The organism is Bradyrhizobium sp. JR4.3 (assembly GCF_040547695.1).
Classification (GTDB): domain Bacteria; phylum Pseudomonadota; class Alphaproteobacteria; order Rhizobiales; family Xanthobacteraceae; genus Bradyrhizobium; species Bradyrhizobium canariense.
Genome location: NZ_JBEPQF010000007.1, coordinates 45896 through 68895, shown reverse-complemented (window position 1 = coordinate 68895; position 23000 = coordinate 45896). Strand labels below are relative to the sequence as shown.

21 protein-coding genes and 1 pseudogene are annotated in these 23000 nt (G+C 60.2%); 15 read left to right on the top strand and 7 right to left on the bottom strand.

The window, feature by feature from the left end:
- Positions 1-519: 519 nt before the first annotated feature.
- Positions 520-1188, bottom strand: a complete 669-nt coding sequence (locus ABIB91_RS13695) for a response regulator (RefSeq protein ID WP_354161709.1) — start codon at positions 1186-1188, stop codon at positions 520-522.
- A complete protein-coding gene (locus tag ABIB91_RS13690) occupies positions 1160-3253 on the bottom strand; it encodes a sensor histidine kinase (protein ID WP_354161706.1) in 2094 nt (697 codons plus the stop codon). Before ABIB91_RS13690 ends, ABIB91_RS13695 begins: the two co-directional genes overlap by 29 nt.
- Positions 3254-3518: 265 nt before the next feature.
- Between ABIB91_RS13690 and ABIB91_RS13685 the strand changes: the two genes are divergently transcribed.
- From ABIB91_RS13685 to ABIB91_RS13655, 7 genes and pseudogenes are all read left to right on the top strand, one after another.
- Positions 3519-3830 carry a Crp/Fnr family transcriptional regulator gene (locus tag ABIB91_RS13685; RefSeq protein ID WP_354161703.1) on the top strand — a complete coding sequence of 104 codons (312 nt, stop codon included), beginning with the start codon at positions 3519-3521 and terminating at the stop codon, positions 3828-3830.
- A 423-nt stretch (positions 3831-4253) separates the two neighbouring features.
- Complete coding sequence (locus ABIB91_RS13680; protein WP_354236261.1) at positions 4254-4727, top strand: PRC-barrel domain-containing protein; 474 nt, start codon at positions 4254-4256, stop codon at positions 4725-4727.
- Positions 4728-4896: 169 nt separating this feature from the next.
- A complete protein-coding gene (locus ABIB91_RS13675) occupies positions 4897-5268 on the top strand; it encodes an SMC-Scp complex subunit ScpB (protein ID WP_007607493.1) in 372 nt (123 codons plus the stop codon).
- A 2-nt stretch (positions 5269-5270) separates the two neighbouring features.
- Positions 5271-5528 carry a DUF5985 family protein gene (locus ABIB91_RS13670; protein WP_007607494.1) on the top strand — a complete coding sequence of 86 codons (258 nt, stop codon included), beginning with the start codon at positions 5271-5273 and terminating at the stop codon, positions 5526-5528.
- The gene (locus tag ABIB91_RS13665; protein WP_247395144.1) at positions 5528-5803 is read left to right on the top strand and encodes a DUF5985 family protein; all 276 of its coding nucleotides are present in this window, start codon (positions 5528-5530) and stop codon (positions 5801-5803) included. Before ABIB91_RS13670 ends, ABIB91_RS13665 begins: the two co-directional genes overlap by 1 nt.
- 1177 nt (positions 5804-6980) lie before the next feature.
- A pseudogene (locus tag ABIB91_RS13660) lies at positions 6981-8623 on the top strand (alpha,alpha-trehalose-phosphate synthase (UDP-forming)).
- A 243-nt stretch (positions 8624-8866) separates the two neighbouring features.
- On the top strand, positions 8867-9058 hold the full coding sequence (locus ABIB91_RS13655) for a hypothetical protein (protein ID WP_354161696.1): 192 nt from the start codon (positions 8867-8869) through the stop codon (positions 9056-9058).
- A gap of 86 nt (positions 9059-9144) precedes the next feature.
- Here the strand turns inward: ABIB91_RS13655 and ABIB91_RS13650 are convergent, their stop codons facing one another.
- Positions 9145-9639: a MarR family winged helix-turn-helix transcriptional regulator gene (locus ABIB91_RS13650; protein WP_354161693.1), complete on the bottom strand. Its 495-nt coding sequence runs from the start codon at positions 9637-9639 to the stop codon at positions 9145-9147.
- Positions 9640-9753: 114 nt separating this feature from the next.
- Positions 9754-10287, bottom strand: coding sequence for a hypothetical protein (locus tag ABIB91_RS13645; RefSeq protein WP_354161690.1), 534 nt, complete (start codon positions 10285-10287; stop codon positions 9754-9756).
- A gap of 333 nt (positions 10288-10620) precedes the next feature.
- Here ABIB91_RS13645 and ABIB91_RS13640 point away from each other — a divergent pair, with 333 nt between their 5' ends.
- The 7 genes from ABIB91_RS13640 to ABIB91_RS13610 all read left to right on the top strand — a co-directional run bounded on the left by ABIB91_RS13640 (position 10621) and on the right by ABIB91_RS13610 (position 18487).
- Entirely contained in the window at positions 10621-11955 is a 1335-nt protein-coding gene (locus ABIB91_RS13640; protein WP_354161687.1) for a substrate-binding protein, read from the top strand.
- Positions 11956-12054: 99 nt separating this feature from the next.
- Positions 12055-12930 carry a branched-chain amino acid ABC transporter permease gene (locus ABIB91_RS13635; protein WP_354161684.1) on the top strand — a complete coding sequence of 292 codons (876 nt, stop codon included), beginning with the start codon at positions 12055-12057 and terminating at the stop codon, positions 12928-12930.
- A gap of 11 nt (positions 12931-12941) precedes the next feature.
- A complete protein-coding gene (locus ABIB91_RS13630; RefSeq protein ID WP_354161681.1) occupies positions 12942-14789 on the top strand; it encodes a branched-chain amino acid ABC transporter ATP-binding protein/permease in 1848 nt (615 codons plus the stop codon).
- Complete coding sequence (locus tag ABIB91_RS13625) at positions 14786-15484, top strand: ABC transporter ATP-binding protein (RefSeq protein WP_007607511.1); 699 nt, start codon at positions 14786-14788, stop codon at positions 15482-15484. Before ABIB91_RS13630 ends, ABIB91_RS13625 begins: the two co-directional genes overlap by 4 nt.
- A gap of 78 nt (positions 15485-15562) precedes the next feature.
- Positions 15563-16768, top strand: a complete 1206-nt coding sequence (locus tag ABIB91_RS13620; protein ID WP_354161678.1) for an ABC transporter substrate-binding protein — start codon at positions 15563-15565, stop codon at positions 16766-16768.
- A gap of 380 nt (positions 16769-17148) precedes the next feature.
- A complete protein-coding gene (locus tag ABIB91_RS13615; protein WP_354161675.1) occupies positions 17149-17385 on the top strand; it encodes a hypothetical protein in 237 nt (78 codons plus the stop codon).
- Between the two features lie 931 nt (positions 17386-18316).
- Positions 18317-18487 (top strand): hypothetical protein, encoded by a 171-nt coding sequence (locus ABIB91_RS13610; RefSeq protein ID WP_354161672.1) that lies wholly within the window; start codon positions 18317-18319, stop codon positions 18485-18487.
- A 735-nt stretch (positions 18488-19222) separates the two neighbouring features.
- Here ABIB91_RS13610 and ABIB91_RS41705 read toward each other — a convergent pair.
- Both ABIB91_RS41705 and ABIB91_RS13600 read right to left on the bottom strand, forming a co-directional pair.
- Complete coding sequence (locus tag ABIB91_RS41705) at positions 19223-19693, bottom strand: hypothetical protein (protein ID WP_502916978.1); 471 nt, start codon at positions 19691-19693, stop codon at positions 19223-19225.
- Positions 19694-19828: 135 nt separating this feature from the next.
- Complete coding sequence (locus ABIB91_RS13600; RefSeq protein WP_354161669.1) at positions 19829-20932, bottom strand: DNA topoisomerase IB; 1104 nt, start codon at positions 20930-20932, stop codon at positions 19829-19831.
- 259 nt (positions 20933-21191) lie between these two features.
- On the opposite strand from ABIB91_RS13600, the gene rnhB reads away from it, so the two are divergent.
- Positions 21192-22016 carry a ribonuclease HII gene (gene rnhB / locus ABIB91_RS13595; RefSeq protein ID WP_354161666.1) on the top strand — a complete coding sequence of 275 codons (825 nt, stop codon included), beginning with the start codon at positions 21192-21194 and terminating at the stop codon, positions 22014-22016.
- Between the two features lie 28 nt (positions 22017-22044).
- Here the strand turns inward: rnhB and ligD are convergent, their stop codons facing one another.
- Complete coding sequence (gene ligD, locus ABIB91_RS13590; RefSeq protein ID WP_354161663.1) at positions 22045-22992, bottom strand: non-homologous end-joining DNA ligase; 948 nt, start codon at positions 22990-22992, stop codon at positions 22045-22047.
- Positions 22993-23000: the final 8 nt, after the last annotated feature.

Below are 23000 nucleotides of genomic sequence, written 5' to 3'. Positions count from 1 at the left end.
TCGCGCAGTGAGATGGGCGCGCCGCACATTACATCGGAAGCTGACGCTCAAAATAATCGAACGAGTTCCTGCAAGGGATCGGGATGATGAATCCGAGTTCGTGATTCTGTCGGTTGCCACACGCCTGTTGCCATCAAGCAATCGCGTACGCAGAGAACAGAAGACAGGTGATGTAGACGCAAGCGAGGCAAATGCCCGCGGTTCTGGTCGTGCGGGCATCTAGCCGCGAGTTCGTCCGAGTCGCGAGCTCGGGCAGTTTCTCATACTGTCCAAAGAGCTGACGACGGGCACGTCCTCGGAAAAGTACGTTTCTCATGTATGCCTCCAAACAACACTGATCCGTCCAAAAAGGTGCGGAGTGCAAAAGCCGTTCGGCCGGCGATTCGCGTTGGTTCTCTCGTCCGCTTCATGGAAGATAGTGGACGGCGTCCCATCGGGCAGTCAGGACATGAGCGGGGCCTGTCGGGATAATCCTGACGCCACGCAGGGCCGTTTGGCCCACCTACTTGCCGCTCAAACTTAATCCGCACTCTTTCCCGAATGGCTCAACCAGCCAAGGGCCACGCCGTAGCGCACTATGTCGGCACGCGTGAACAGTCCGAGCTTTTCGACCGCCCTCGCCTTGTAAGTTTCGACGGTCTTGATGCTGATGCTTAGCTGATTGGCAATTTCCTTGTTGCTGAAGCCTTGTGCGATGAATCTGAGAACCTCACTCTCGCGCGGTGTCAGCTCGCCGGCTGTGGAAGCGCCGGAAGACGAGTGGGCGCCCTGCGCGGATGGAAGTGCTTTCTCCGCTATTGCTGGATCCAGATACAAACCACCTCCAGCGATCGCGCGAACTGCGCGCTCGAGCTCGTCGGCCGCAGAGCGCTTCAGCAGATAGCCGCGAGCTCCCGCTTGCAGCATCGGCTGAACGTAGGCGTGATCCTCGTGCACGGTCAGTGCCAGAAGACGAACTTGAGGAAGCTGCTTCGCTAAGGTGCGAGCAACTTCGAGGCCACTGATACCGGGAAGTGAAATGTCCAGGATGGCAATGTCCGGTGTGGCCCGGCGAATGATGTCTAGGGCGGCCTGTCCATCCGTTGCTTCCCCGACGATCTCAATGTCCTGCACGTCCTGAAGCAACGCCTTCATCCCGGCCAGAACAAGCGGATGATCATCAGTCAACGTGATCCGGATCGGGCACATAGCCCATCTCCTCTATTGGCACCGGTATTCTCATGAAGAGGGAGGTGCCGCGGCGGGGTTCAGATTCGATCGCCAAAGATCCGCCGAGCAGCGTGAGGCGCTCCTCGATCACGGACAGGCCCAATTTCGCGTGGCGGGTCTCACCCTGCGAGAATTCCTGAAAGTCGAAGCCGTTCCCGTCATCTTCGACGACGATCCTAAGCTCGGCTGTGCGTCGGTCGATGACCACGCTGACGTTTTGAGCTTGGGCGTGCTTGACCACGTTGTTCACGGCCTCCTGAACGGCGCGGTAAACCGCGATTTCGACATCCTGGCCGAGACGATCTCTTGTGCCCAGAGGCTGAAAATCAACGCTGATCCCGAACCGGCGCCGGATCTCCGCGCAGAATGCCTCCAGCGCCTTGTAAAGGCCCAGGTCATCAAGGGCGGTCGGGCGCAAGTCAGAGGCGATTTGATGGATATCGCGCCCAATCCCTCTCGCGAGTCCTTGCAGCCAATTGAGCCTCTCCAATCCGAGCTTGCGTTTGGGGCTCGTGCCCAGAAGCGGCTCCAGGTTCTTCAGACCGAGAAGTAGACCTGTGACCGTCTGGCCGATCTGATCGTGAAGCTCTCTTGCGATTCTACGGCGTTCATTTTCTTCCGCTTTGGAAAGACGTCGAAGCAGTTGCTGTCGCTCCAGCTCAGCTCGCTTGGTCTCATCGATATCCAGAATGACGCCATATACGACGTCCAAGTTCTTATCATCGATGCGAGACAGCCGTCCGCTGGCCCGCAGCCACCGGCTGTGAGGGGGAGCGGTCCGGAAGTCGGCAATCGCCACGTTTCCCGAACGGCAACTCAGCAAGGAAGCCTCAAAGTTCCGCTGGTCGGCGGGATCAATACAGCTCAGTATCCGATCTATCGGAAGGATCGTATCTCCTTCGGAGCGCGAACCGTCGATCCGGAGCATCTCCCGGGCGCGGGGCGACACGATCGCTTCTCTGCTCGCAAAATCACAGCTGAACACGCCGAGATCTGCGGCATCGATCGTCAGCCTCCGTCGCTCTTCACTTGCGCTGAGTGCCAATGCTGCCTGCGCCTCTTGCTCGCGCCGGCGAAGCGAAATGTCGCGTATGGTGTACCAGGCCAAAGTCAGAGCCAACACGAAGCTCAATACCCCACCCCCGGCAAGGAAAATGGCTGAGCGCTGGACGGGACCATTCAGTTCCTGCGTCGGTATTCCGAAATGGACCGACCATCCGCTGGTTCCGGGGATGACTTTGTAGATTGAGTCGACTTGTTCGCCGGCAGGCGTGGTTTTGACGTAGCTTCCTTCTGGCGCTGAGGCTATCGCCTGGCGGACTGTAGCGCTGGCAGATTGTCCGAGTTCGGATTGTTCACCGAAGGTGCGGGCGACGATGTTCCCCTTGGCATCGACGACGAAACCCACCCAGCCGGCCGGGGCTCCTGCGCTCTTCAAAATCTGGCTTATTGCATCAGGCACCAGGGCCACCGTGAGTACAAACTTCAATTGCCCATCGCGCTCAACGGGGGCCCTGACGGCCACCACGCGTTTGCCGGTGATGGGACCACGTGGCCCAATTCCGCCGATTGCCGGCTTTCTCGTTTTCAGAATTTGTTCGAAGTTCTCTCGGTCGGCGGTGGCGCGCATCCCATCTCCGAGCGGACGGCTAACATCCAGAACCTGATTTCCGTCGGGATCGACGAGCTGAATGGTCTGCCAAAGAGGACGTGCTTCGTTGACACGCGTCGCTTCGCGATAGAACGCGTCAAGGTCCGGCTTGTCGAGTGTTGCGGAAGCCGCGACGGTCTCGGCGATCTCGAGCTGGAGGCTGATCTCGGAGGCAAGCCGGTTGACGACGCTATCGAGCGTCTCTACGGCGGCAGCCTGAGATCCCCTGCGCTGCTGCTGCGCGTTCAGGAAAACGACCCAACCCGCAAAAAGCGCAAGAGGCATCGCTGCCGCGATGAAGACGAGGATCAAGGGGCGCCGGGCTGCGCGCCGGGAGATTGAGGTGGGCGCCTCCTTGCGGGTGGGTATCAAATGAGACAGCAAAACGCCCACGTGCTGGCACTTCCCCGATATTTTTGGTTCTTGTCAGGTTTTTCCCGACACTTCTATCGGTCACCCTGACTCCCAGGATCGCTCGATCCATCCCATCGTACAGGCAATCCTTGTAGCGGTCTAGAATTGGGCTTGACATGGAACATTCTTCATCGCCGCTGCGGTTGATCGAAAACGAATTCAACCCGAAGCGGCTAGGTTTGGACGAGCCCTTCTGCGGTACTAGCCGCAACGAACTCGTCTCCCGACTGTCGGCTTCATCGCAGTGCCGTTTTCCAGGCACACGCTGCACCAGCGCCTCGCGCGGTGGCTCCTGGTTGCCAGCGACAGGCTCGGGTCTCGCGAGGTACCTTTCACGCATAGTTACATAGCCAATGCTCTCGCGGTCCGGCGCGCCGGCGTTACGGTCGCTCTCGGGAGTATGATGCGCGACGGAGTGATTGGATGTCGCAGGGCGGGGATCGTCGTCATGGACGAGGCCAGGTTGAAGACGATGTCTTGCGATTGTCAGGGGATCATCCTGTCGGCGCACAACCGTCCTTGTGCGGTGCCGCCCCTCCGCATTGCATATTCGTGAACGCAATTCCCTGCTGCCGTTAAGGCGACTGTACGGCAGCCAACAGAGTACAGATATTCTTGAAGCGATAGAGGCGGAGATGTCATCGCAAGAAAGCCGGATCCGAACCGATACCGAAGTTCTGGTGGGAGCCTTGGAGGAGGCCCAAAGGCTTCTTGCCGTTTACGAGAACCCCTGCTGCAATCGCACCAGGGACGACATTATCGCTATGGTCGAGTTCGTCATATGCAACCCTTCCGTGACACGTGCAATGCTTCATCAAAAGATGCGCAGCCGCCTCAAGCTGGTCGGATAAGTCTCGTGCGGCAGCGTACCTTCGCATTCAGGAAAACGAAACTTGCGAGCGTGCGATGAGTTGACGATGATCCAACACAACTAGGAGCAATCGTCATGAAGACATCACTTTGCATTCTTGCCTCCGCGATGCTGCTGGCTACGCCTGCCATGGCGCAGTCGTCCCAGAACAACGCGACGACCGCGGCGCCCAACATGCAGCCGGCTGCCTCGACCGCCTCCATGCACAAGGAAGGTGAATGGCGTGCATCGAAACTCGTTGGTGTGAACGTCTATAACAACAGCAACGAGAAGATCGGCGACATCAATGATCTGATCCTGGATTCCAGCGGGCGGGTTGCCAACGTGGTGATCGGGGTGGGAGGATTCCTTGGAATGGGCGAGCACAACGTCGCCGTAACGTTCGATCAGCTTAAATTCGCCAAGGAACCGGTGAAGACTGCATCCAGCGATGGCGCTGGAAAGACCGGCAATGCCGGTTCGACGAGCACGACGGGAAGCGCATCAACGTCGGCCCACCGAAGCGACAATTGGTATCCGGACCACGTGGTGCTGAACGCCAACAAGGATCAGCTGAAGAAGATGCCTGAATTCAAGTACTGAGCCGATTTCGGTCGGTATTTCCAACATGCTTATCGGCGGTGTCATCTGAGATGGCGCCGCCTTTTCCAGTTGTCTTTGATCCGGTCGGCTAGATTCGTGGAGCAGGAAGAGCAGTCTTGAATTTCCGCATTGAATCGATCAGCTTGCGTGCCGCTGGCTGAGGTCGACGATGTCTGATGAAGCACTGCCGGAAGAGGTAGAGGAGCTTGTCCGACGCTACATTCGCTCTGTGGCGCAGCTCGAAGCCCTTTTGTTCTTCCACAAGCGGCCCGGCGAGCGGTTCGACGTGGAATCGCTCGCTGCACGTCTTTACGCGGGCAAGATTGAGATGGCCGATGCTCTAGCGTCCCTGAGGAAGGATGGCTTCCTCGACGGCGAGGCAGGGATCTATGCGTTTGCGCCGCGGCCCGAATTGCGGCCAGTGGTCGATAGCTTGGCCTTGGCGTATTCGCGGCATTTGATCCCAATCACACATATCATCCACAACAGCCCACACCGCATCCAGGCATTTTCAGATGCCTTCAGGATTCGAAAGGATTAGTCATGGCTGCGGTGATTTACACACTTTGCGCGATCACGAGCGGCTTTTGTGCATGGCTGCTCATTCGGGCATATATCGGTAACAGGTCGAAGTTGCTCCTATGGAGCGCCGTCTGTTTCGCGGGTCTGACTTTCGAAAATGCTGCTCTCTGGATCGATAAGATCGTATTTCCTCAGGTTGATCTTTCCGCCGTGCGTCTATCGATCGGCCTGTTCGCCATGACGGTCCTGCTTATCGGCATGATCTGGGAGGCCGACTGATGGACCATTTGAATCCCGTTCTTTCAGGTGCGACGGCATTCGCATCGCTCCTGGCGAGCATATATTTCCTGAAGTTTTGGCGTAAGACGGACGACACCTTTTTCCTGCTCTTTGCGGCTGCGTTTGTGATCGACGCCGTTGCGAGATTTGTCCTGGCCGTGGTGCAAGTGACGAATGCGAGCGAGCCGGTGTACTTCATCCCGCGCCTGATCACATTCGGTCTGATTGCGCTTTCGATCGTCGGGAAGAATGCGCTGCCGAAGAAGCGCAAGTGAAGCGCGAATTCAAGAGGCGCTGACTGGCAAGATTGCTCGGGGTGCAAACGTACAACCGGTTTCGCGCTTTGAACGACGGGCAGGGGAATTGACCACTGACCTTACCCGGGACGGATGGAAAGGTCGTGCCGTCAGGAGAGGCGGACCCCAGCCGAGGAACGCTGGGATCCCAGCTCCCGCCGCGCGCTAATTCACCCGGGACGTTGGCGGGCTGCTGTGTGGGACAGGAGTGATCTTCGGCAGAGCGCGCACAGCCTGCTAGGCGACGAAACACGGTACAGTTCTGTACAATAGGCAGCCGATCTGCCCCGCTGCCGCTTGCTCGCGGGCGACCTCCGAAGGATATTGCGCAGGGGGCTTTCATGATCAGCAAATCGAATCAAACGGCACTCGATGTGTTTCCGCAAGCGTACTGCCTGTCTTGCGAGGAAAAGACGCCGCATCGGCATGAACGGCTGGCAATCCACGGTATGCAAATGGCACGTGCGACTTGTCTCACCTGCAACAGCGAGCGTACGGGCTTTGAGGCGGGGAGGCGGCTCGCCAATCCGAGCTAACAGCAGCCGTCCTTTGGTCTGGTATATATTCGCTTACTACCGCTTAGCGTAATCGGCAGTGCCCAATGCGCCGCGAGAGCTGCGCCTGCTAGACGGCGCTCGAGCAAATGCCTGCGGACAGTCGGGGTAGCTCCGGAGTGACCCCGATATCGTACAAGGAGTGCTTCCGCTATGGCATTTTCGACCTGGTGGTAGCCGCAGTCGTGGCGTTCGGTATCTCGCCATTTACCGGAGGAATCGTACAGCAGTAGTCGCGAAGCGATGTTGAAGCCAGATCCAAGCTGGTCTTCAACGCCATCCAGCCGTTGCTTAGTCGTGATCTGGAAGACCAGGCGTGGGACCGGCTCTCCGACCTTTTCAAGAGAGTGGCGCTCGACAAGAAGATTCTCGCGGTTGGATTTTGTGATCCGGAAGGCTCGTTGCTCGCGCCAACTCCGGAGATGCCGGCGAGCTTCTCCTGAGAAAAGTCGGCCAAATCCGAGAACGAGAGTTTCGCAAGCATCGCCAGCGGCGGGCGACGAATTCTTGTAGCTGCGTTTCCGATCTCGAGTAGCCGAGGTCGTTCCTACCTCGTCATTCTAACCGACCTCAGCTTCGCGGCGGCCAGGTCCAGCCAGGTGATGGCGTATCTGCTCGCCGCGCTTGCCGGCGTCGTTCTGGTCCTGACCGTTGGCACGATCATTTTCGCCGTCCTCATGATGCGCGGCTGGATGAAGGCATCGCGACGCGCGGTCGAGGAGGTCCGTCGAGGTGCTCAGGGAGTGCACCTTCAACTCGGTGGCTCGTCTATCGATCGAGAAATTCACAAGCTGTTGCGTAGCGCCGAACAAGTTACGTTTACAAGCCAGATCGAGTGGACGCCGAAATCGCTTCAAGAGGTGCTGCAAAGCGTCTTGCCGGGGGCCGAAGTTCTCGTCGTTTCCAATCGGGAGCCCTACATTCACAACACTTCGGAAGCGGGGACTGTGGTGCAGCGGCCGGCGAGTGGACTGGTCTCGGCCCTGGAGCCGATCATGCGTGCCTGCGGTGGCACTTGGATCGCACACGGCAGCGGCAGCGCCGATCGGGAGACTGTCGACGACCACGATAGGCTCCGCGTCCCCGAGGCAGCCCCGGCCTACACGCTTCGGCGCATCTGGATCTCTGAGAAAGAACAGGACGGATATTACTACGGTTTTGCCAACGAAGGGCTCTGGCCATTGTGCCATATCGTTTTCGTGCGCCCTACGTTCAGGTCCAGCGACTGGCAGATGTATCGGCAGATCAATCAGCGCTTTGCCGATGCAGTCGTTGCCGAGGCGCGGACCGAGGACCCCATCGTGCTGGTCCAGGACTATCACTTCGCGCTCGCTCCAAGAATGATCCGTGAGCGCTTGCCGAGGGCGACGATCATAACCTTCTGGCACATTCCGTGGCCGAATGCGGAAACCTTCAGCATCTGCCCATGGAAGGCGGAGATTATCGAAGGATTGCTCGGCAGCACCGTTGTTGGATTTCATACCCAGTTTCACTGCAACAACTTCATCGAGGGTGTAGATCGCTTTTTGGAGAGCAGGATCGATCGCGAAGTGCAGGCGGTCAGCCTTGGAGGACATGAGACCAGAATACGTGCTTATCCGATCTCGATCGAATGGCCGCCAAGGGAACTGGAAAAGCTACCACCTCCCACGGAATGCCGATCTAGCATCCTCGCCCAGTTCGGTTTGGCGGAGGATACGAGGCTGATCGTAGGCGTTGAGCGATTCGATTACACCAAAGGCATTCTTGATCGCATGCGGGCCGTAGACGCGCTTTTGTCGCGAACTCCGGCCTGGACAGATCGGCTTGCATTCATCCAGGTTGCAGCGCCGACACGCAGCAAACTCAGCTCGTACTCGAAGCTCCAGGTTGAAGCGGAGGAGCTCGCTGCCGAAATAAACCAGCGGCACCGCGGTCGCCAACCCGTGATGCACTTGATCGCGCGGCACTACGAGCGGTCAGACGTGTTCCGGCTGTTCAGAGGGGCCGATGCCTGCGTCGTCAGCAGCCTGCATGACGGAATGAATCTTGTCGCAAAGGAGTTCGTTAGTTCGCAGATGACAACGCTGGGGTCCTTATCTTGTCGAGTTTCACCGGGGCGTCACGAGAATTGTCAGAGGCCCTCATTGTCAATCCTTATGACACCGAAGAAATGGCATCGGCGATCGGGCTTGCACTTGCAATGCCGATCGAGGAGCAGGCCGAGCGCATGAAGCTCATGCGACAGCAGGTGAAGGGAGTATAACGTCTATCGCTGGGCAGGCGGGATGCTGGTGGACGCAGCGAGAAGTCGCACCCGAGAACGGGTTCTTGGTCTGGCTGCCAAGGCCCGTCATGGCGTGAAGCCGATCTGAGCGAACTCTCCAAATGCCGACTTTTCAAGAAACACCGTACTGAAGCGTACCGTTCCCTCTTTCCACGGCGAATAGCTCGCTGGCACTCTTGTTGTCCGCGTTGTTGTCTTGGGCATGTGGAAAGGAAGGCCAAAATGGACATCCTGATCGGAGCTGTCATGATTGCAGCTGCAGGCGTCCTGATTTTCATTGGGCTCCCGAGTCACGCTGGCGATCATCCAAAATTCCTGCGCTTCGAAGCCGCTCTGGTCCTGTACCCTCCAGTCATTCTGTCGATTCTGGGCCTTGGCGCCGCGGCGCTGATTTCAGGCCTGCTCACCAGATAATCGCCTTTCGAGCCGTGAGAGACGGCATAGCCGAGCCGATAGTGCCAAGCGTCGGTAAGCCTGAGTAGACGTGGCCTTCTCGGGGCTTAGCGCGCTGGGTTCGGCCCGCCAGATTTCCGGAACGACCTCAGCAGGCGATCGAGTGCCGGGCTCGCGGCACGGCGGAGCTCCTCAAGGTTTTTCTGCGAAAGTGCCCGCAGTTTTCGCTCACCTTTCCTGGTCAGTTTGAGGTGCACACGTCTGGCATCCTGCGGGTCGGCAACCCGATCTACCAGCCCAAGTTTGACCAAACGATTGATCAATTCGACTGCCGAGTGAGGCCGGATCAGCAGAAACCGCGCGACGTCGCCGACAGTCGCGGGGCCTGGGCGCACAAAGCCCTTGATGCCAAGCAGCGCCTGATGCTGCGTCGGCGTCAATCCCTGCTTTGCCGCGGCTGCCTCGCTGAAGGCCAGAAAGCTCCGGATCTGGTACCGGAACTGCGCCAGCGCAGCATAGTCGGAGTCATGCATCGTGTCGGTGGCTGCGGACGGCGCAGACCTGACCGCAGTCGCCCGCTGCGCCTTCTTCGCCTGAGCCATGCCGGGCCGCCTCCGTGCTTGCCACCCGGCAAAGCGGGCAGCCTAGCCAAAAGTAGCAAGCAGGAGCGCCCGTACCAAGCCGCGAGAACTCCGGATACACAGCTATAGGGCGCTCTACTCGAAGCTCGACAGCAGGATCTTCACCAAGATGACCTGAAAGGCGATTGGGATGCGAACGCTCTTCCGCCGGATCGAGCGCTGCAGCGCGCCGGCGATCTCGGCGCCGGTCAGGTTGCCTGCCGAGCCATTGGCGATCAGCTCGCTCCACATCTGCGACAGCGAACCGCCGGGCGGGATTACCGGCTTGATGGTCACGCCGCAGGCCTGCGCCCAGTCCACGATCTCCCGCATCGTATGCGGCCCGCAATTGCGCGCGGTGGCGAGGCGCTCGGCCGTGAGCGCCCGCAGCAATTCGCGCGACGGCGACCAATTCCCTTTCGGCGGCTGCTCGCCGTTGAGCTCGACTGCGAGCTCCTTCAGGACGTTCTGGGCGCGCACGCTCAGCTTCTGCATTGGACCGGGTGCGCGCTTCGCCTGAACGGGGCCGACGACGGGCCCGCGCCGCTCGGCCGGCCAGTTGCGCGGACCGGGCATGCGAGAGCCGTCGCCGGACTGCGGTATCGCCCGCTGCCCGTTCACCTCTTCCACCGGCCACGTCGCCTCCTGCCGCTCCGCACCTCGCGGCCATGACCGTCGCTTCCGGGTACCCGCCACTGTCGTTCGTCGCGCCATCTCTCTCGCCGAGCCCGCCAGCCTCGTACTCACAAAGGCTAATATATATCGTGATCCGATATGTTTTCACGAGATAAATTTCGGCGTTCGACCAAAGACGAAATTGACAGAGGGGCTTTACAAGCAATGCTTAAGGCCAAGAGCTACACGCGGATGTGACGTGCCCGGCGCAGCAGGCCTTTGGGTCGGCTGGCGCCGGACAGGTCGTGCTTTGCCTGCAAACAACAACGATGTTCGGAGGAAACGACCATGACTGACGATCTCATTCGCCGCGGCCTCTCGCGCCGTGGCCTGCTCCAGACCACAGCGGGCCTCATCGGCGGCTCGATGCTGCCGGCGATTCCGGCCTTTGCCGAGGACAAGCCGGCGATCGGCACCTATCCCGCGGGCGTGTCGGGTTCCACCGCCTTCATCGGCATCTCGGTGCCGCGCACTGGCACCTATGCCGTACAAGGTGAAGACGAGCTCAAGGGCTACCAGCTCGCGATCGAGCACATCAATGAAGGCCACGAGCTGATCAAGAAGATCTCGCCCAAAACCAGCAAGGGCGTGCTCGGCAAGGAACTGAAGTTCGGCGTCGCGGATTCCGCGGCCAAGCCGAACGAAGCGGTGCAGGCGCAGCAGCGCTTCATCAGCGAGAACAAGGCGATCATGATCACCGGCGGCACGTCCAGCGCCGTGGCAGTCGCACTCAACAAGCTCGCCCAGCGCGAGCATGTGATCTTCGTGTGCGGCATTTCGGGCTCGAACGACACCACAGGCAAGGACTGCGTTCGCTACGGCTTCCGCCAGAACTTCTACGGCCAGACGGCGGCTGCAGCGATCGGCCCTGTGATGGTACGAGAGTTCGGCAAGGGCAAGAAGGCCGCCTATCTCACACCGGACTACACCTATGGCCACACCGTCACAAAATCGATGCAGGATTTTCTCGCGACGGCCGGCTGGACTAGCGTGACCAACCAGGTCGCCCCGCTCGGCGCGCCGGACTATTCCTCTTACCTGCTGAACGTCGCGAACTCCGGCGCCGACGTGCTCATCAACGTCAATTGGGGCCATGACGCGGTACTGTCGACGCAACAGGCCAAGCAGTTCGGAGTACTCGACAAGATGAAGCTGGTCGTGCCGTACCAGGTGCCTTTCATCGCGCGCGAGACCGGCGGCCTGATGCAGGGCGTCTATGCCGCGACCGACTATTGGTGGACGATTGAGGACAAGTTCCCGCTGGCCAAGATGTTCAACGAAGCCTTCGAGAAGAAGTACGGCTACAAGCCCGAATGGGGCGCCGAGAACGCGTATGTCAGTTTCGCGCATTGGGCGCACATGTGCGAGCAGGCCGGCAGCTTCAATCCGCCCGACGTGATCAAGGCCTACGAGAAGGGCGAGACGATCCCCTCGCTGGTTGGCGACGTGCATTACCGCCCCGAGGATCACCAATGCGTCCGGCCGGTGATCATCGTCAAGGGCAAGCAGCAGAAGGACATGAAGAGCAAGGAAGATTGGTACGACGTGGTCGAGATCGTCCCGGGTGAAGGCCTGATGCAGAAGCCGGACGCCTTCGGCTGCCATCTCGGCGACTACAGCTGAGACCTGGCTAACCCCTTTGACGCCGCGGACTGCACTCCGGTCCCGCGGCGTCACCTTTTTCTGACGCGCACCCTCGCGCGCCACAACAGCGATTGTCGCATGATAAGTTGGCCCAACCTCGTTTCACAGCTTTTCAACGGGCTCGCGCTCGGCGCGCTGCTCGCGCTGATCAGCTCCGGTCTGACCATCATCTATGGCACCCTCGGCGTGCTGAACCTCGCGCACGGCGCGATGTTTATGATCGGCGGCTATGCCGGCTTTGTCGCCTACCAGTACACGGAGTCGTTCATCCTGGCCGTGATCGCGGGCTCCCTGTTCGTGATGTTGCTCGGCGTTCTCATGGAGCGCGTCATCATCCGCCATTTCTATCATCGTCCGCACGAAGATCAGTTGCTCGTGACCTTCGGGCTCGGCATCTGCTTCGTCGAGCTGGTGCGCCTGATCTTCTCGAGCCAGTCGCAGCTGGTGCCGCCGCCGGCCCTGTTCCGGGGCATCACCAATCTCGGCTTCATGTTCTATCCAACCTACCGCCTCGCCGTCGTCGGTATCGTCGCAGTCGCCCTCGGCGCGCTGTTCATCGTCCTCTACCGGACCCGGCTCGGCATGATCGTGCGCGCCGGCATCGAGGATTCGGTGATGGTCGATTCGCTCGGCATCAACGTCTACCGCGTCTTCATGATCGTGTTCGGCATCGGCGCAATGGCGGCCGGCTTTGCCGGCATCGTCAACGCGCCGGTGGTGTCGCTGACACCGGGAATCGGTGACGACATCCTGGTCCAGACCTTCGTGGTGGTGGTGATCGGCGGCGTCGGTTCGTTCCCCGGCGCGATTCTCGGCGGCCTGATCGCCGGTGAGATCATCAGCGTCACCTCCATGTTCAACCCCGGCTACGCCTATGTGATGCTGTTTGCGGCGATGACGCTCGTACTCGTGGTACGACCGCATGGCCTGCTCGGCGTCCAGGGCCGCGAGTAAGCGATCACCTGATGCTCAAGCAACGCCCCTTCCTGATCGAAGCCCTGACTGCGATCGGCTTGATCGCAGCCCCCTTCGTGCTGCCTCATCTCGGCTTCGCGCCAAATACCGTGAACCGGATCCTGGTCTGGGGCCTGTTCGGGCTCGGCTTCGACATCCTGTTCGGCTTCACGGGCCTGCTCTCGTTCGGCCAGTCCGCCTTTTACGGCACGGGCGGCTTCGTCGCCGCCTACCTGCTGACGCGCGCCGGCTTCGGCAACGTGCTGGGCGCGCTGATCATCGGCATGATCGCGGCCGCCGCGACCGGCTACCTGATCGGCCTGATCGCATTGCGACGCACCGGCATCTACTTCGCGATGATCACGGTGGCGATCGCAGAGGTGTTCTTCTTCGTCGAGTTCAATCCGCTGTCGGACTTCACCGGCGGCGAGAACGGCCTGCCGGGCGTGCCGACGCCGAGCTTCAATCTCGGCTTCACCACCATCCACTTCACCAATGGCTGGTCGCTCTATCAGTTCATCGCGCTTTGCTACTTCGTCGGCGTCATCATCGCGCTCAGGATCGTGCGCTCGCCGGTCGGCGCTATTTTCAGCGCGATCCGGGACAATCCGCTGCGCGCTACCGCGGTCGGCCACAACATCCACGGCTACAAGCTGACGGCTTTCGTGATCGCGGCGGCTTACGCCGGTCTCGCCGGCGGCCTGCTCGGCGTGCTCCAGGCCTTCATGCCGCCCGACGCCTTCACCTTCGACACCTCGGGCCAGCTCGTGATGCAGACGGCCATCGGCGGCAGGGGCACGTTGTTCGGGTCGCTGGTCGGCGCGACCGTCTGGCTGTTCCTGCAGGATTTCCTCCAATCCGCGCTGGGCCTCGGCGCGGCCTGGAAGCTGGTGCTGGGTGTCGTATTCGTGCTGCTGGTCTGCTTCCTGCGCGGCGGCATCATCGGCGGTCTTGCCGATCTATATCGCCTTGTCTCGGACGGGCGGAAGCGGGGGGAAGCGGAAGTGGGGCAAGAGGCCGCTGACAGCGAGGCCGCGCAGCAACTCCCGCCCGCGCCGATGCAGGCGAAGGAGGTCGCGCATCCCGTCTATTCCGGGCCGATCCTCAAAGCCAGCGGCCTCACCAAGCGCTATGGCGGCCTGGTCGCCAACAGCGACATCGATTTCAGCGTCAATCAGGGCGAGCTGCGCGGGATCATCGGCCCCAACGGCGCCGGCAAATCGACCTTCTTCAAGATGCTGACCTGCGAGATCGCGCCGAGCTCTGGTCAGATCGTGTTCGAGGGGCGCGACATCACCGGATTGAAGGTCACCGAGGTCTGCCAGCTCGGCCTCACCAAGAGCTATCAGGTCAACCAGCTCTTCACCGGATTGACGGTGCGTCAGAACCTGACGATCGCCGCGCTGGCCGAGCTGCGCGGGAAATTTCGGCTCGACCTGTTCCGTAAGCTCTCCAGCGTCAAGGGCCTGACCGAGCAGGTGGAGCACACGCTTGCCCTCGTCAATTTGAGCCGCCGGGCCGATACGCCGGTATCCGAGCTCGCCTATGGCGAGAAGCGGAGACTGGAAATCGGGCTCGCGCTCGCCACCTCGCCACGCCTGCTGCTGCTCGACGAGCCGCTTGCGGGCATGAGCCCACGCGAGCGGGTCGAGACCGTCAAGCTGCTCAAATCGATCGCGCGCGGGCGCACCATGATCATCATCGACCACGACATGGATTCGCTGTTCGAGCTGGTCGAGCGCGTGACGGTGCTACAGGAAGGCAAGGTTCTGCTCGACGGCACGCCGGAGGAAATCAAGTCCAACGCCGCCGTGCAGGAAGCCTATCTCGGCGGAGTTCACGGAGAGATCGCCGCATGAGCCTGATCGAGGTCAACGGCCTGAACAGCTACTACGGGGACTCCCACATCCTGTTCGACGTCGCCATGCATGTCGAGCGTCACGAGGTGGTGGCACTGCTCGGCCGAAACGGCGCCGGCAAGAGCACCACGCTGAAGAGCCTGATGGGTGTCGTGACTCCGCGTAGCGGCAGCGTGAAGTTCGACGGCATCGATATCGCCGGCCGAAAGAGCCACAGAATCGCGCAGGCGGGCATGCAGCTCGTGCACGAGGAGCGCCGCATTTTCGGCAGCCTGTCGGTGGAAGAGAATATCCTGCTCGCCGGGATCACGGCGCCCAAACGCTGGCCTCTCGACCGCATCTACGAGATGTTTCCGCGACTGAAGGAGCGGCGTAGCAACCGCGGCACCGAGCTGTCGGGCGGCGAACAGCAGATGCTCGCTATCGCGCGGGCGCTGGTGCGCGATCCCAAGATCGTGCTGCTGGACGAGCCGTTCGAGGGGCTCGCGCCCGTCATCGTCCACGATCTCGTCAAGGCCTGCCGCGAGCTCGCCGCCGCCGGCCAGACCATCGTGCTGGTCGAGCAGAATTTGGCGGCGACGCTGGCCCTGGCGAGCCGGATCTACATCATCAACAACGGACACATCGTGCACGACGGGCCAGCTCGGGAGCTCAAGGCACAACCGGAGCTGCTCCAGCGCTATCTCGGCGTCTAGTTGATTTGACCCAGCGCGACGTGACGACGCGAAGTCCTGACGACCTCGCGCTGAAATCGAAAAGGAGGAACACGTCAAATGAAATACATTGCGGTAAGAACGGTTCAACTGCTGCTCACAGCGTCAATGGCGGTGACGACTGCACACGCGGCCGAAAACAAGGTCGTGATCGGCGATATCGACGACATGTCCGGCCTCTATGCCGACGTTATCGGCCCCGGCGGTGTCGAGGCGGCCAAGATGGCAATTGAGGATTTTGGCGGCAGCGTTCTGGGTAACAAGATCGAGTTCATGGTCTCCGATCACCAGAACAAGCCCGATGTTGGAGCGCAAAAATTCCGGGAATGGGCTGACCGGGACGGCATTACGATGATTCTCGGCGGATCGAACACGGGAGTTAGCCTGGCGATGAACAATGTCGCCAAGGAGAAGAAAATTCCGTTCATCGCTATCGGCGCAGCCGGCGCATCACTGACCGGCAAGGACTGCACGCCGTATACGGTCCACTACGTCTACGACACGACTGCGCTCGGCAACGGTACCGCCAAGACCATGGTGAAGCAGGGCGGTAAAACCTGGTTCTTCCTCACGGCCGACTACGCCTTCGGCACCCAGTTGCAGGAGTCGGCGTCGAAGGTGGTCGAGGCCAATGGCGGCAAGGTCACTGGCGCCGTGCGCGTCCCGCTCTCCACGTCGGACTTCTCGAGCTATCTGCTCCAGGCGCAAAACGCGGGTGCGCAGGTGCTTGGACTGGCCAATGCCGGCAACGACTTCACCAACTCGATCAAGGCTGCCGACGAGTTCGGCATCGCCAGGACAATGAAGCCGGCCGCATTGCTCGCCTTCATCAGCGACATTCACAGCCTCGGCCTCAAGACCGCACAGGGCCTGTACCTCACCACCGGCTGGTATTGGGATCTCAACGAGAAGACCCGCGCCTTCGCCAAACGCTATTATGAGAAGACGAAGCGCGAGCCCACCATGAATCAGGCGGGCTACTATTCGGCGACCATGAGCTACCTCAACGCGGTCAAGGCTGCCGGCTCCACAAATTCAGAGAAGGTCATGGCGGAGCTCAAGAAGATGAAGATCGACGACATGTTCACCAGCAATGGCAAGATCCGTGCCGATGGCTTGATGGAGCATGAGATGTACATCATGCAGGTCAAGAAACCCGATGAGTCCAAACAACCTTGGGACTACTACAAGCTGGTTCACACTATGTCGGGCGAAGAAGCATTCGGGAAATTATCCGACTCGGCGTGTCCGCTGGTTACACACTGATAGTCGTGTTCCGACAGCGTCGTCGCATAAGAGGAGCGCACCAGCAAGTGCGCTCCTCTTTGTAGTGCGGAATGGGCGCGCGTGCGCGGCGGCACATCCGTGTCGCTTGCTCTCACTGCCGGACAGCCCGACCAAAACGCCGGACTTGGCTCCAACCTATGCTGCCGTGCTGTTCAGCACGATTTGCTGCGAGGTTATACGTTGTCATACGCGCGCAAACTGACGTCGCGACGGCGAATGCAGCGCCGTTAAGCAGATCGAAATTCGGTACAAATACGTACCGACCGATCGATCATTTTGCATTCGAGCGTGTTTTGCATACGTGGGGACGAATTGAGAAGCCGCGAGCTTCAGAAGTTTAGCCCGGTAGGAGATTGCAGATGCAGAAAGCGATTATCGCGGCGGCAGTGCTGATCGCCGCGTTAGCCACGAGTGCCGGAACTTCGAACGCCGTCGAATTCAGTGTCGGTCCAAACGGCCTGCGTGTCGGGCCAAATCATCATCGCCGTCACTTCTACGATTCCTATAACCGAGATCGCGATTGCCGAATTGTTGTCCGTCACCGAATGAATCGATATGGCGAGCGTGTTACGGTCCGCAAGCGGATTTGCGAATAGTTTCCGACCCTTTGGGATATAGCCGCTTTATCGAGCTGGGTACGGTTGCGCGCCATCCCCGGCTTCCATCGGTACTGCTGGACAAGCACACATGTCACCCTTTTAAGGGAAAGCGGGTCGGCCGGGAGCTGCCTTGCTCGGGGCTGCGGGCGTCCTCATCTTCATCGGGATACCCAATCCTAGGGACGGGCGGCGCAAGATGTTGCGCCTCGAAGTTGTGCTGGCCTCAATTCTGTCGTTCATTGGACTTGGCGCCGCACTTCTATTTTCAGGGCTGCTGACCGGTTAGTACACAACCGAAGATGAGGGGCCTCCCGGGCATCAGCTCTTATTACAAGCCTATGCCTGCAGCCCGAGGCTTGCCGGCATCTACACGCGAAGTTTCTCGGCTCTACGGCCGGGTAGTTTCTAATGCTGCGCAAAAAGTTGCCGGTTCGGCCCCTCGAAAACCTACGTTTTCACGGGAGTCTCCACGAACGATCACTTCAGGCGCAACCGAATACAGTGATTGCAGCTCGCCAGGCAGTCTGGAGATTGCTTTTCGACTGTCGGGAAAACCCTGACTATCAACACACCCATTCGGGCGGGAAGGTTTGGTCGTGAATGTGGCTCTGTGTCAAAACCTCGACTGGCCGCGGGCATCTGCATTACTCTACTTGCCTATGCCGCAACCATGGCTTGGCACATTCGTAGTGTCCGTCGGTGATCAGACTAGGGAAGCACACAGTCTCCGCGAGCCTAGTGCAACACTGCCGGTGGATGTGCGGCAGCACGAAGCGCCTCGTGCGCTGCACGATGGGAATCGTGCGAGGAGTGGGAGCATGCTTCAGCGTGTGCCAAAGACGGGCGCTTGAACGCCGCACAAAATTACATCAGCATGGAGAGGCCGCTCTTCAGGGCGGCCTTTCCAGGAGGTTAGGAGGAAAGGCAAATGCATCTAACGGCTTGTATCGATCGTGACGCGGAAAGGTCGCGCAAGAGGGCGCTGTGGTTGCATCAACTAGCCGAAGGGACGGCTCACCCGCAGTTCGCTGAAAAGCTCAAGGATCTCACTGAAGAATATGACGGACTTGCCGAAAAATTAGAGCAAGAGGACCAGTAGGGCCGTCTCGCGACCGACTTCTGGGAATACTGGCTACCGAGTCGATGCGGCGGCCGCGAATACCTCTACTTCCCGTCTTTCATCCATCACGCCGCGCAGGTGATGACGTTCCTGCTGCACTAGGTCAGGACCTGACGGATCAGGTCGGGTCTTGAGCAGAACGTGGCGGTGGACATCGCCCAGCATCTTACCATTCGTGCTATTGACGAAGTGGAGCCAGCCCCGAACCGCCGACGCAATGAATCAGTTGAGACGGGTCAACCCGAACCGCGGAGCCCAGTCTAGGATTGATCCGCAGCGGCCACTACGGCGCCGGTGTGTGGCGAGGCGAGCCTTGGACACCTAGACAGTTCGGCTCCTGCGTCTCGCTCGCTCACTCGGCACTGCTAGAGAACCCAACAGCGAGTTCTAACATTCGAAAACCGGCATGGCGGCACTGCCATGGCGCCCAAGCTTACAAGCGTCACCGTTCCTGACGTTTCAAAAAAGATAAGAACAAAAACCGCCTCACGAGGTTAGAGAGCAAACTCGCGAGGTGAGATCATGCGTCGATCAGACATGGCCGCAATCCTTTTTGTAGTCTCCAGTTTCATTCCCGTTGCGGCCTTCGCTCAGCAAACAGGGCCAGATGCTAATCAAGCCTCTCCCCAAGCTCGGCCGGAGGTAACCCCGCAACAGCCGGACCAAGTCCAATTGCAAAAGGCTCCAGTCCAGCCGGAGCGATCACCGCAGCAATCAGATCAAGCGCGCGAACGAGATCGTCAGAGCGCCGAGGGCACGCGCATTAATCGCGATTGGACTACCCGGCAGGATCGTGGAGACGACCGCATGGATATGGATCGCATGCGTCAGATGCATCGGCAGATGGGCCGTATGATGGACCAAGATGAGGATCATCGAACCACGGGACGAAACTGGCGTCGCGACGATGATGATATGGATCGCGGTTCTGGATACCGGTCGCCGGGCCGCGGCGAAGGCCGGTATGAAGGCGGGTTTAGTAGGGAAATGCGGTCTTACGCTCGGGTTAAGACCTGCATCGAGTATGAAAACGGCGACGAGTTCTGCCGGTATCGAGATTAGCCGGTAAGCATTAGCGTGCCAGACATGGCACGGCGACTGGCGGGTGACGTGATTGCGGATGTGATCCTCGAGCAGTTCGGACGTCAGCCCGGTGACGGCGTCCCGGACCGAAGCTACCAGCATCAGCACGTCGGAATCGTGATTGTGGTTGCAGGGAGTGGTCCTAAGACAGGGCAAGGAAAGCGCCTCGCCGGCCGTCGGCGAGGGGCGCCCGCAGGGTCCAGGAGGACGCAGGGTCTGGAGACCGCGTACGCAAGGCTAGACGAGCACCCTCAGAGCATCGAGACGCTTGCGCAGAAATGCCAGCACCATGATCTCGTCGGAAGTGAGCTTGGCGTGCTGGCGCTTGAACTTTTGCGCGATCTTGGCTTCAATCATCTTCACGAGGTCACCTGACATGTAGGCGTTCAGGACTTCCGGGTGCACGTAGCACTTTCGGCAGATGGCCGGTGTGTTGCCGAGCTGCTTCGAGACGCTTTCGATCGCGGCGACGACGTTGCGCTTCGCCTCGGCCTGGCTGTCGTACTTCTTGAATTCGGCCAGCGCCAACGCCGCCAGAACCGTTCCCGCCCAAGTCCGAAAATCCTTGGCACTGAAGTCCTCGCCCGTGATGTCCTTGATGTAGGCGTTGACGTCGCCGGAATCGACCGTGCGGGGCTTTTCGTCGTCGTCCAGGTACTTGAAGAGTTCGTGTCCCGGGATCTCCGCACAGCGCTTCACGATCGCGGCTATCCGCTTGTCCTCGACGCGAAGCTTCCATTGCTTGCCCGACTTGCCCGTGAAGTCGAACCGAAGCACGCCGCGCCCGACCGCGACGTGCTTGCGGCGCATGGTGGTGAGCCCGTAGGACTTGTTTTTCTCGGCGTACTCGGCGTTGCCGACCCGGATCAACGTCTTTTCCAGAAGACTAACGATCGTGGCCAGCACCTTCTCGCGGGGCAGTCCGTCCCGCTTCATGTCGGCAGCGACCCGTTCCCGCAGCGCGGGCAGCGCGGCAGCGAACAGGACGATATGCTCATACTTGTTCTGGTCTCGGAGCTCGCGCCACTTCGGATGGTAGCGATACTGCTTGCGACCCCGCGCATCGAGCCCGGTTGCCTGGATGTGGCCGTTCGACGACGGGCAGATCCACACGGACTCGTAGGCCGGCGGGATGCCGATTGATTTGATGCGTCGGATGACGGCGGCATCGGTGATGCGCTTGCCGTCCTTGTCGTAGTAGCTGAAAGTGGTTCCAGTCCGCTTGCGCGTGTACCCCGGCGCGGAGTCGCTGACGTAGCGGAGGCCTTCTTCCGCGATGGTGGCCGCGACCTCGGCGGTGCGGTCCAGAACCTCTTCTTCGTTGCTGGCTTGGCGGAGCATGGGCCGGCCCCCTCGGAAGCACCCGGGAATCGAGGCTCCACTCTTTCTCAAGGGATGAAGACACCGGTTGGTTCCGCTCTGAGGTCGAACGCGAGGTCTGGATCAGTGGCCCTCCAGAATAGCGAGACCTCAGATGGCGAGCCGGTCCGGTTCCTTTCGACAAGGCGCTGCGCAGTCGATGACGGCATGGTCTAGCTTCAGACAATCGCCACAAATTTCACCGACACGCTTCCCACAGTCAGTCTTCACGAAGGCCACTATGCCCCAGTATTCGCTCGATGCGTTGCGCCGGCGCTATGTCATCGAGAAAAGACCGCTCGAGGCCGGCGTCGAGCAGATCTTGCGGGCCGACACCCGCGCGGGAGCCCGTGCAATCCTGGCTTCAATCGACAAGCGGCGCTCCGAAAATAGGTCGGAAGGGCAGCGCCTCCGCAAGATGCTTCGCTTCGAGAGCTCTCTCTGGGAAAGCGGCCATCATGCGGTGGCAGGCGTGGACGAGGCGGGAATGAGCCCTCTCGCCGGGCCAGTTTCCGCTGCCGCCGTGATCCTGAAGCCCGGGACGCGGATAGTTGGAATCGACGACTCGAAAAAACTCGACGCCGCCACTCGCGAAGAACTCGCGAAGGAAATCAAGGAAAAGGCAGAGAGTTGGTGTGTAGCATTCGTCGAGGTCGAGGAGATCGACGAAATCAACATCTATTGGGCAGGCATCCAAGCGATGCAACGTGCGGTCCGGGGGCTCGGGTTGGCACCGCAGCACTTGCTGATCGACGCGAAGCGGTTGAAGGAAATCGACATCCCTCAGCAGCCCATCATTAAAGGTGACGCCAAGTCCGCCAGCATTGCGGCCGCCTCCATCCTAGCGAAAGTCGAGCGCGATACGGTCATGCGGACACTCGAGGTGCGTCACCCCGGCTACGGCTTCGCGGATCACAAGGGCTACCCGGTGCCGGCTCATTATGAGGCGCTCGCCAGGCTTGGTGCATGCGCAGCTCACCGGAGGTCGTTTGGACCTGTACGCAAGGCTCTCGGGTTGCCGCCCCTGCCGCCTTGGCCTTCGGCAGCCGAGCGCGCAGCCGGCTGACCGGGTCGGACGTCTCTTCTCGGGTCCGTTATTTTCGCGACCAACTCTTTTCGCGAACGACGTCCTTGGCCTTTTTGTCGGACCGCAGTCCTAGATAGACCGGCTGGCGCAGCTCTCCCTTGCTGGTCCACTCGGCGAACTTCACTTCCGCGACCAACGAAGGACGCACCCAGGTCGTGACCTGCTCATCCTTCACCTTGGCAGCGAACGGCGATTTGGTTGTCTTGAGCCTCACGAGCTTGCCGTGAAGCTCTTCGAGAACCTGGTGACTGAAGCCGGTGCCGACGTGGCCGATGTACCGCCATGCGTCGCCTTCGCGTACCGCCAGCACGAGGGCGCCGAAGAATGGCCGGGTTCGCCGCGGCGCCGTGAAGCCGGCGATCACGACCTCCTGCCGCTGCGCCGTCTTCACCTTCAGCCAATCGGCGGTCCGGCGTCCGGATGCATACGGGCTGTCGGCACGCTTGGCCATGATGCCTTCGAGGTGTCTCCGCTCTGCTTCTGCGAAGAATTTCGTTCCGTTGCCTTTGCGGTGGTCGCTGAACGCGATCAGCTTGTGGCGCGGCAGGAGGGCGTTGAGCCGCTTCTTGCGCTCGAGAAGCGGCAGCGCGCGCAGGTCCTCGCCGTCCGCGAACATGAGGTCGAACGCGCAGTACAAAAGCTTAGCCTCGTGGCGCAGGGCGTTTTGAAGCAACTGGAAATGGGATACGCCGTCCTTCCCGATCGCAACGAGCTCGCCATCGATCACGGCGTCCGCCTTCACTCCCTCAAGTGCTTTCGCAACCTCGACATAGGAGTGGCTGATGATCTTCCCGTTGCGGCTGTAGAGCGCGACCCGACCACGCCGGATTTCCGCCACCATGCGGAAACCATCGAATTTGTCCTCGAAGACCCAATCGGGATCGTCGAACGGCGCATCCGTAAGCGTGGCCAACATGGGCTGCAGACGATTAGGCAGGGTCGATTTGCGGGTCATGGTAGGCT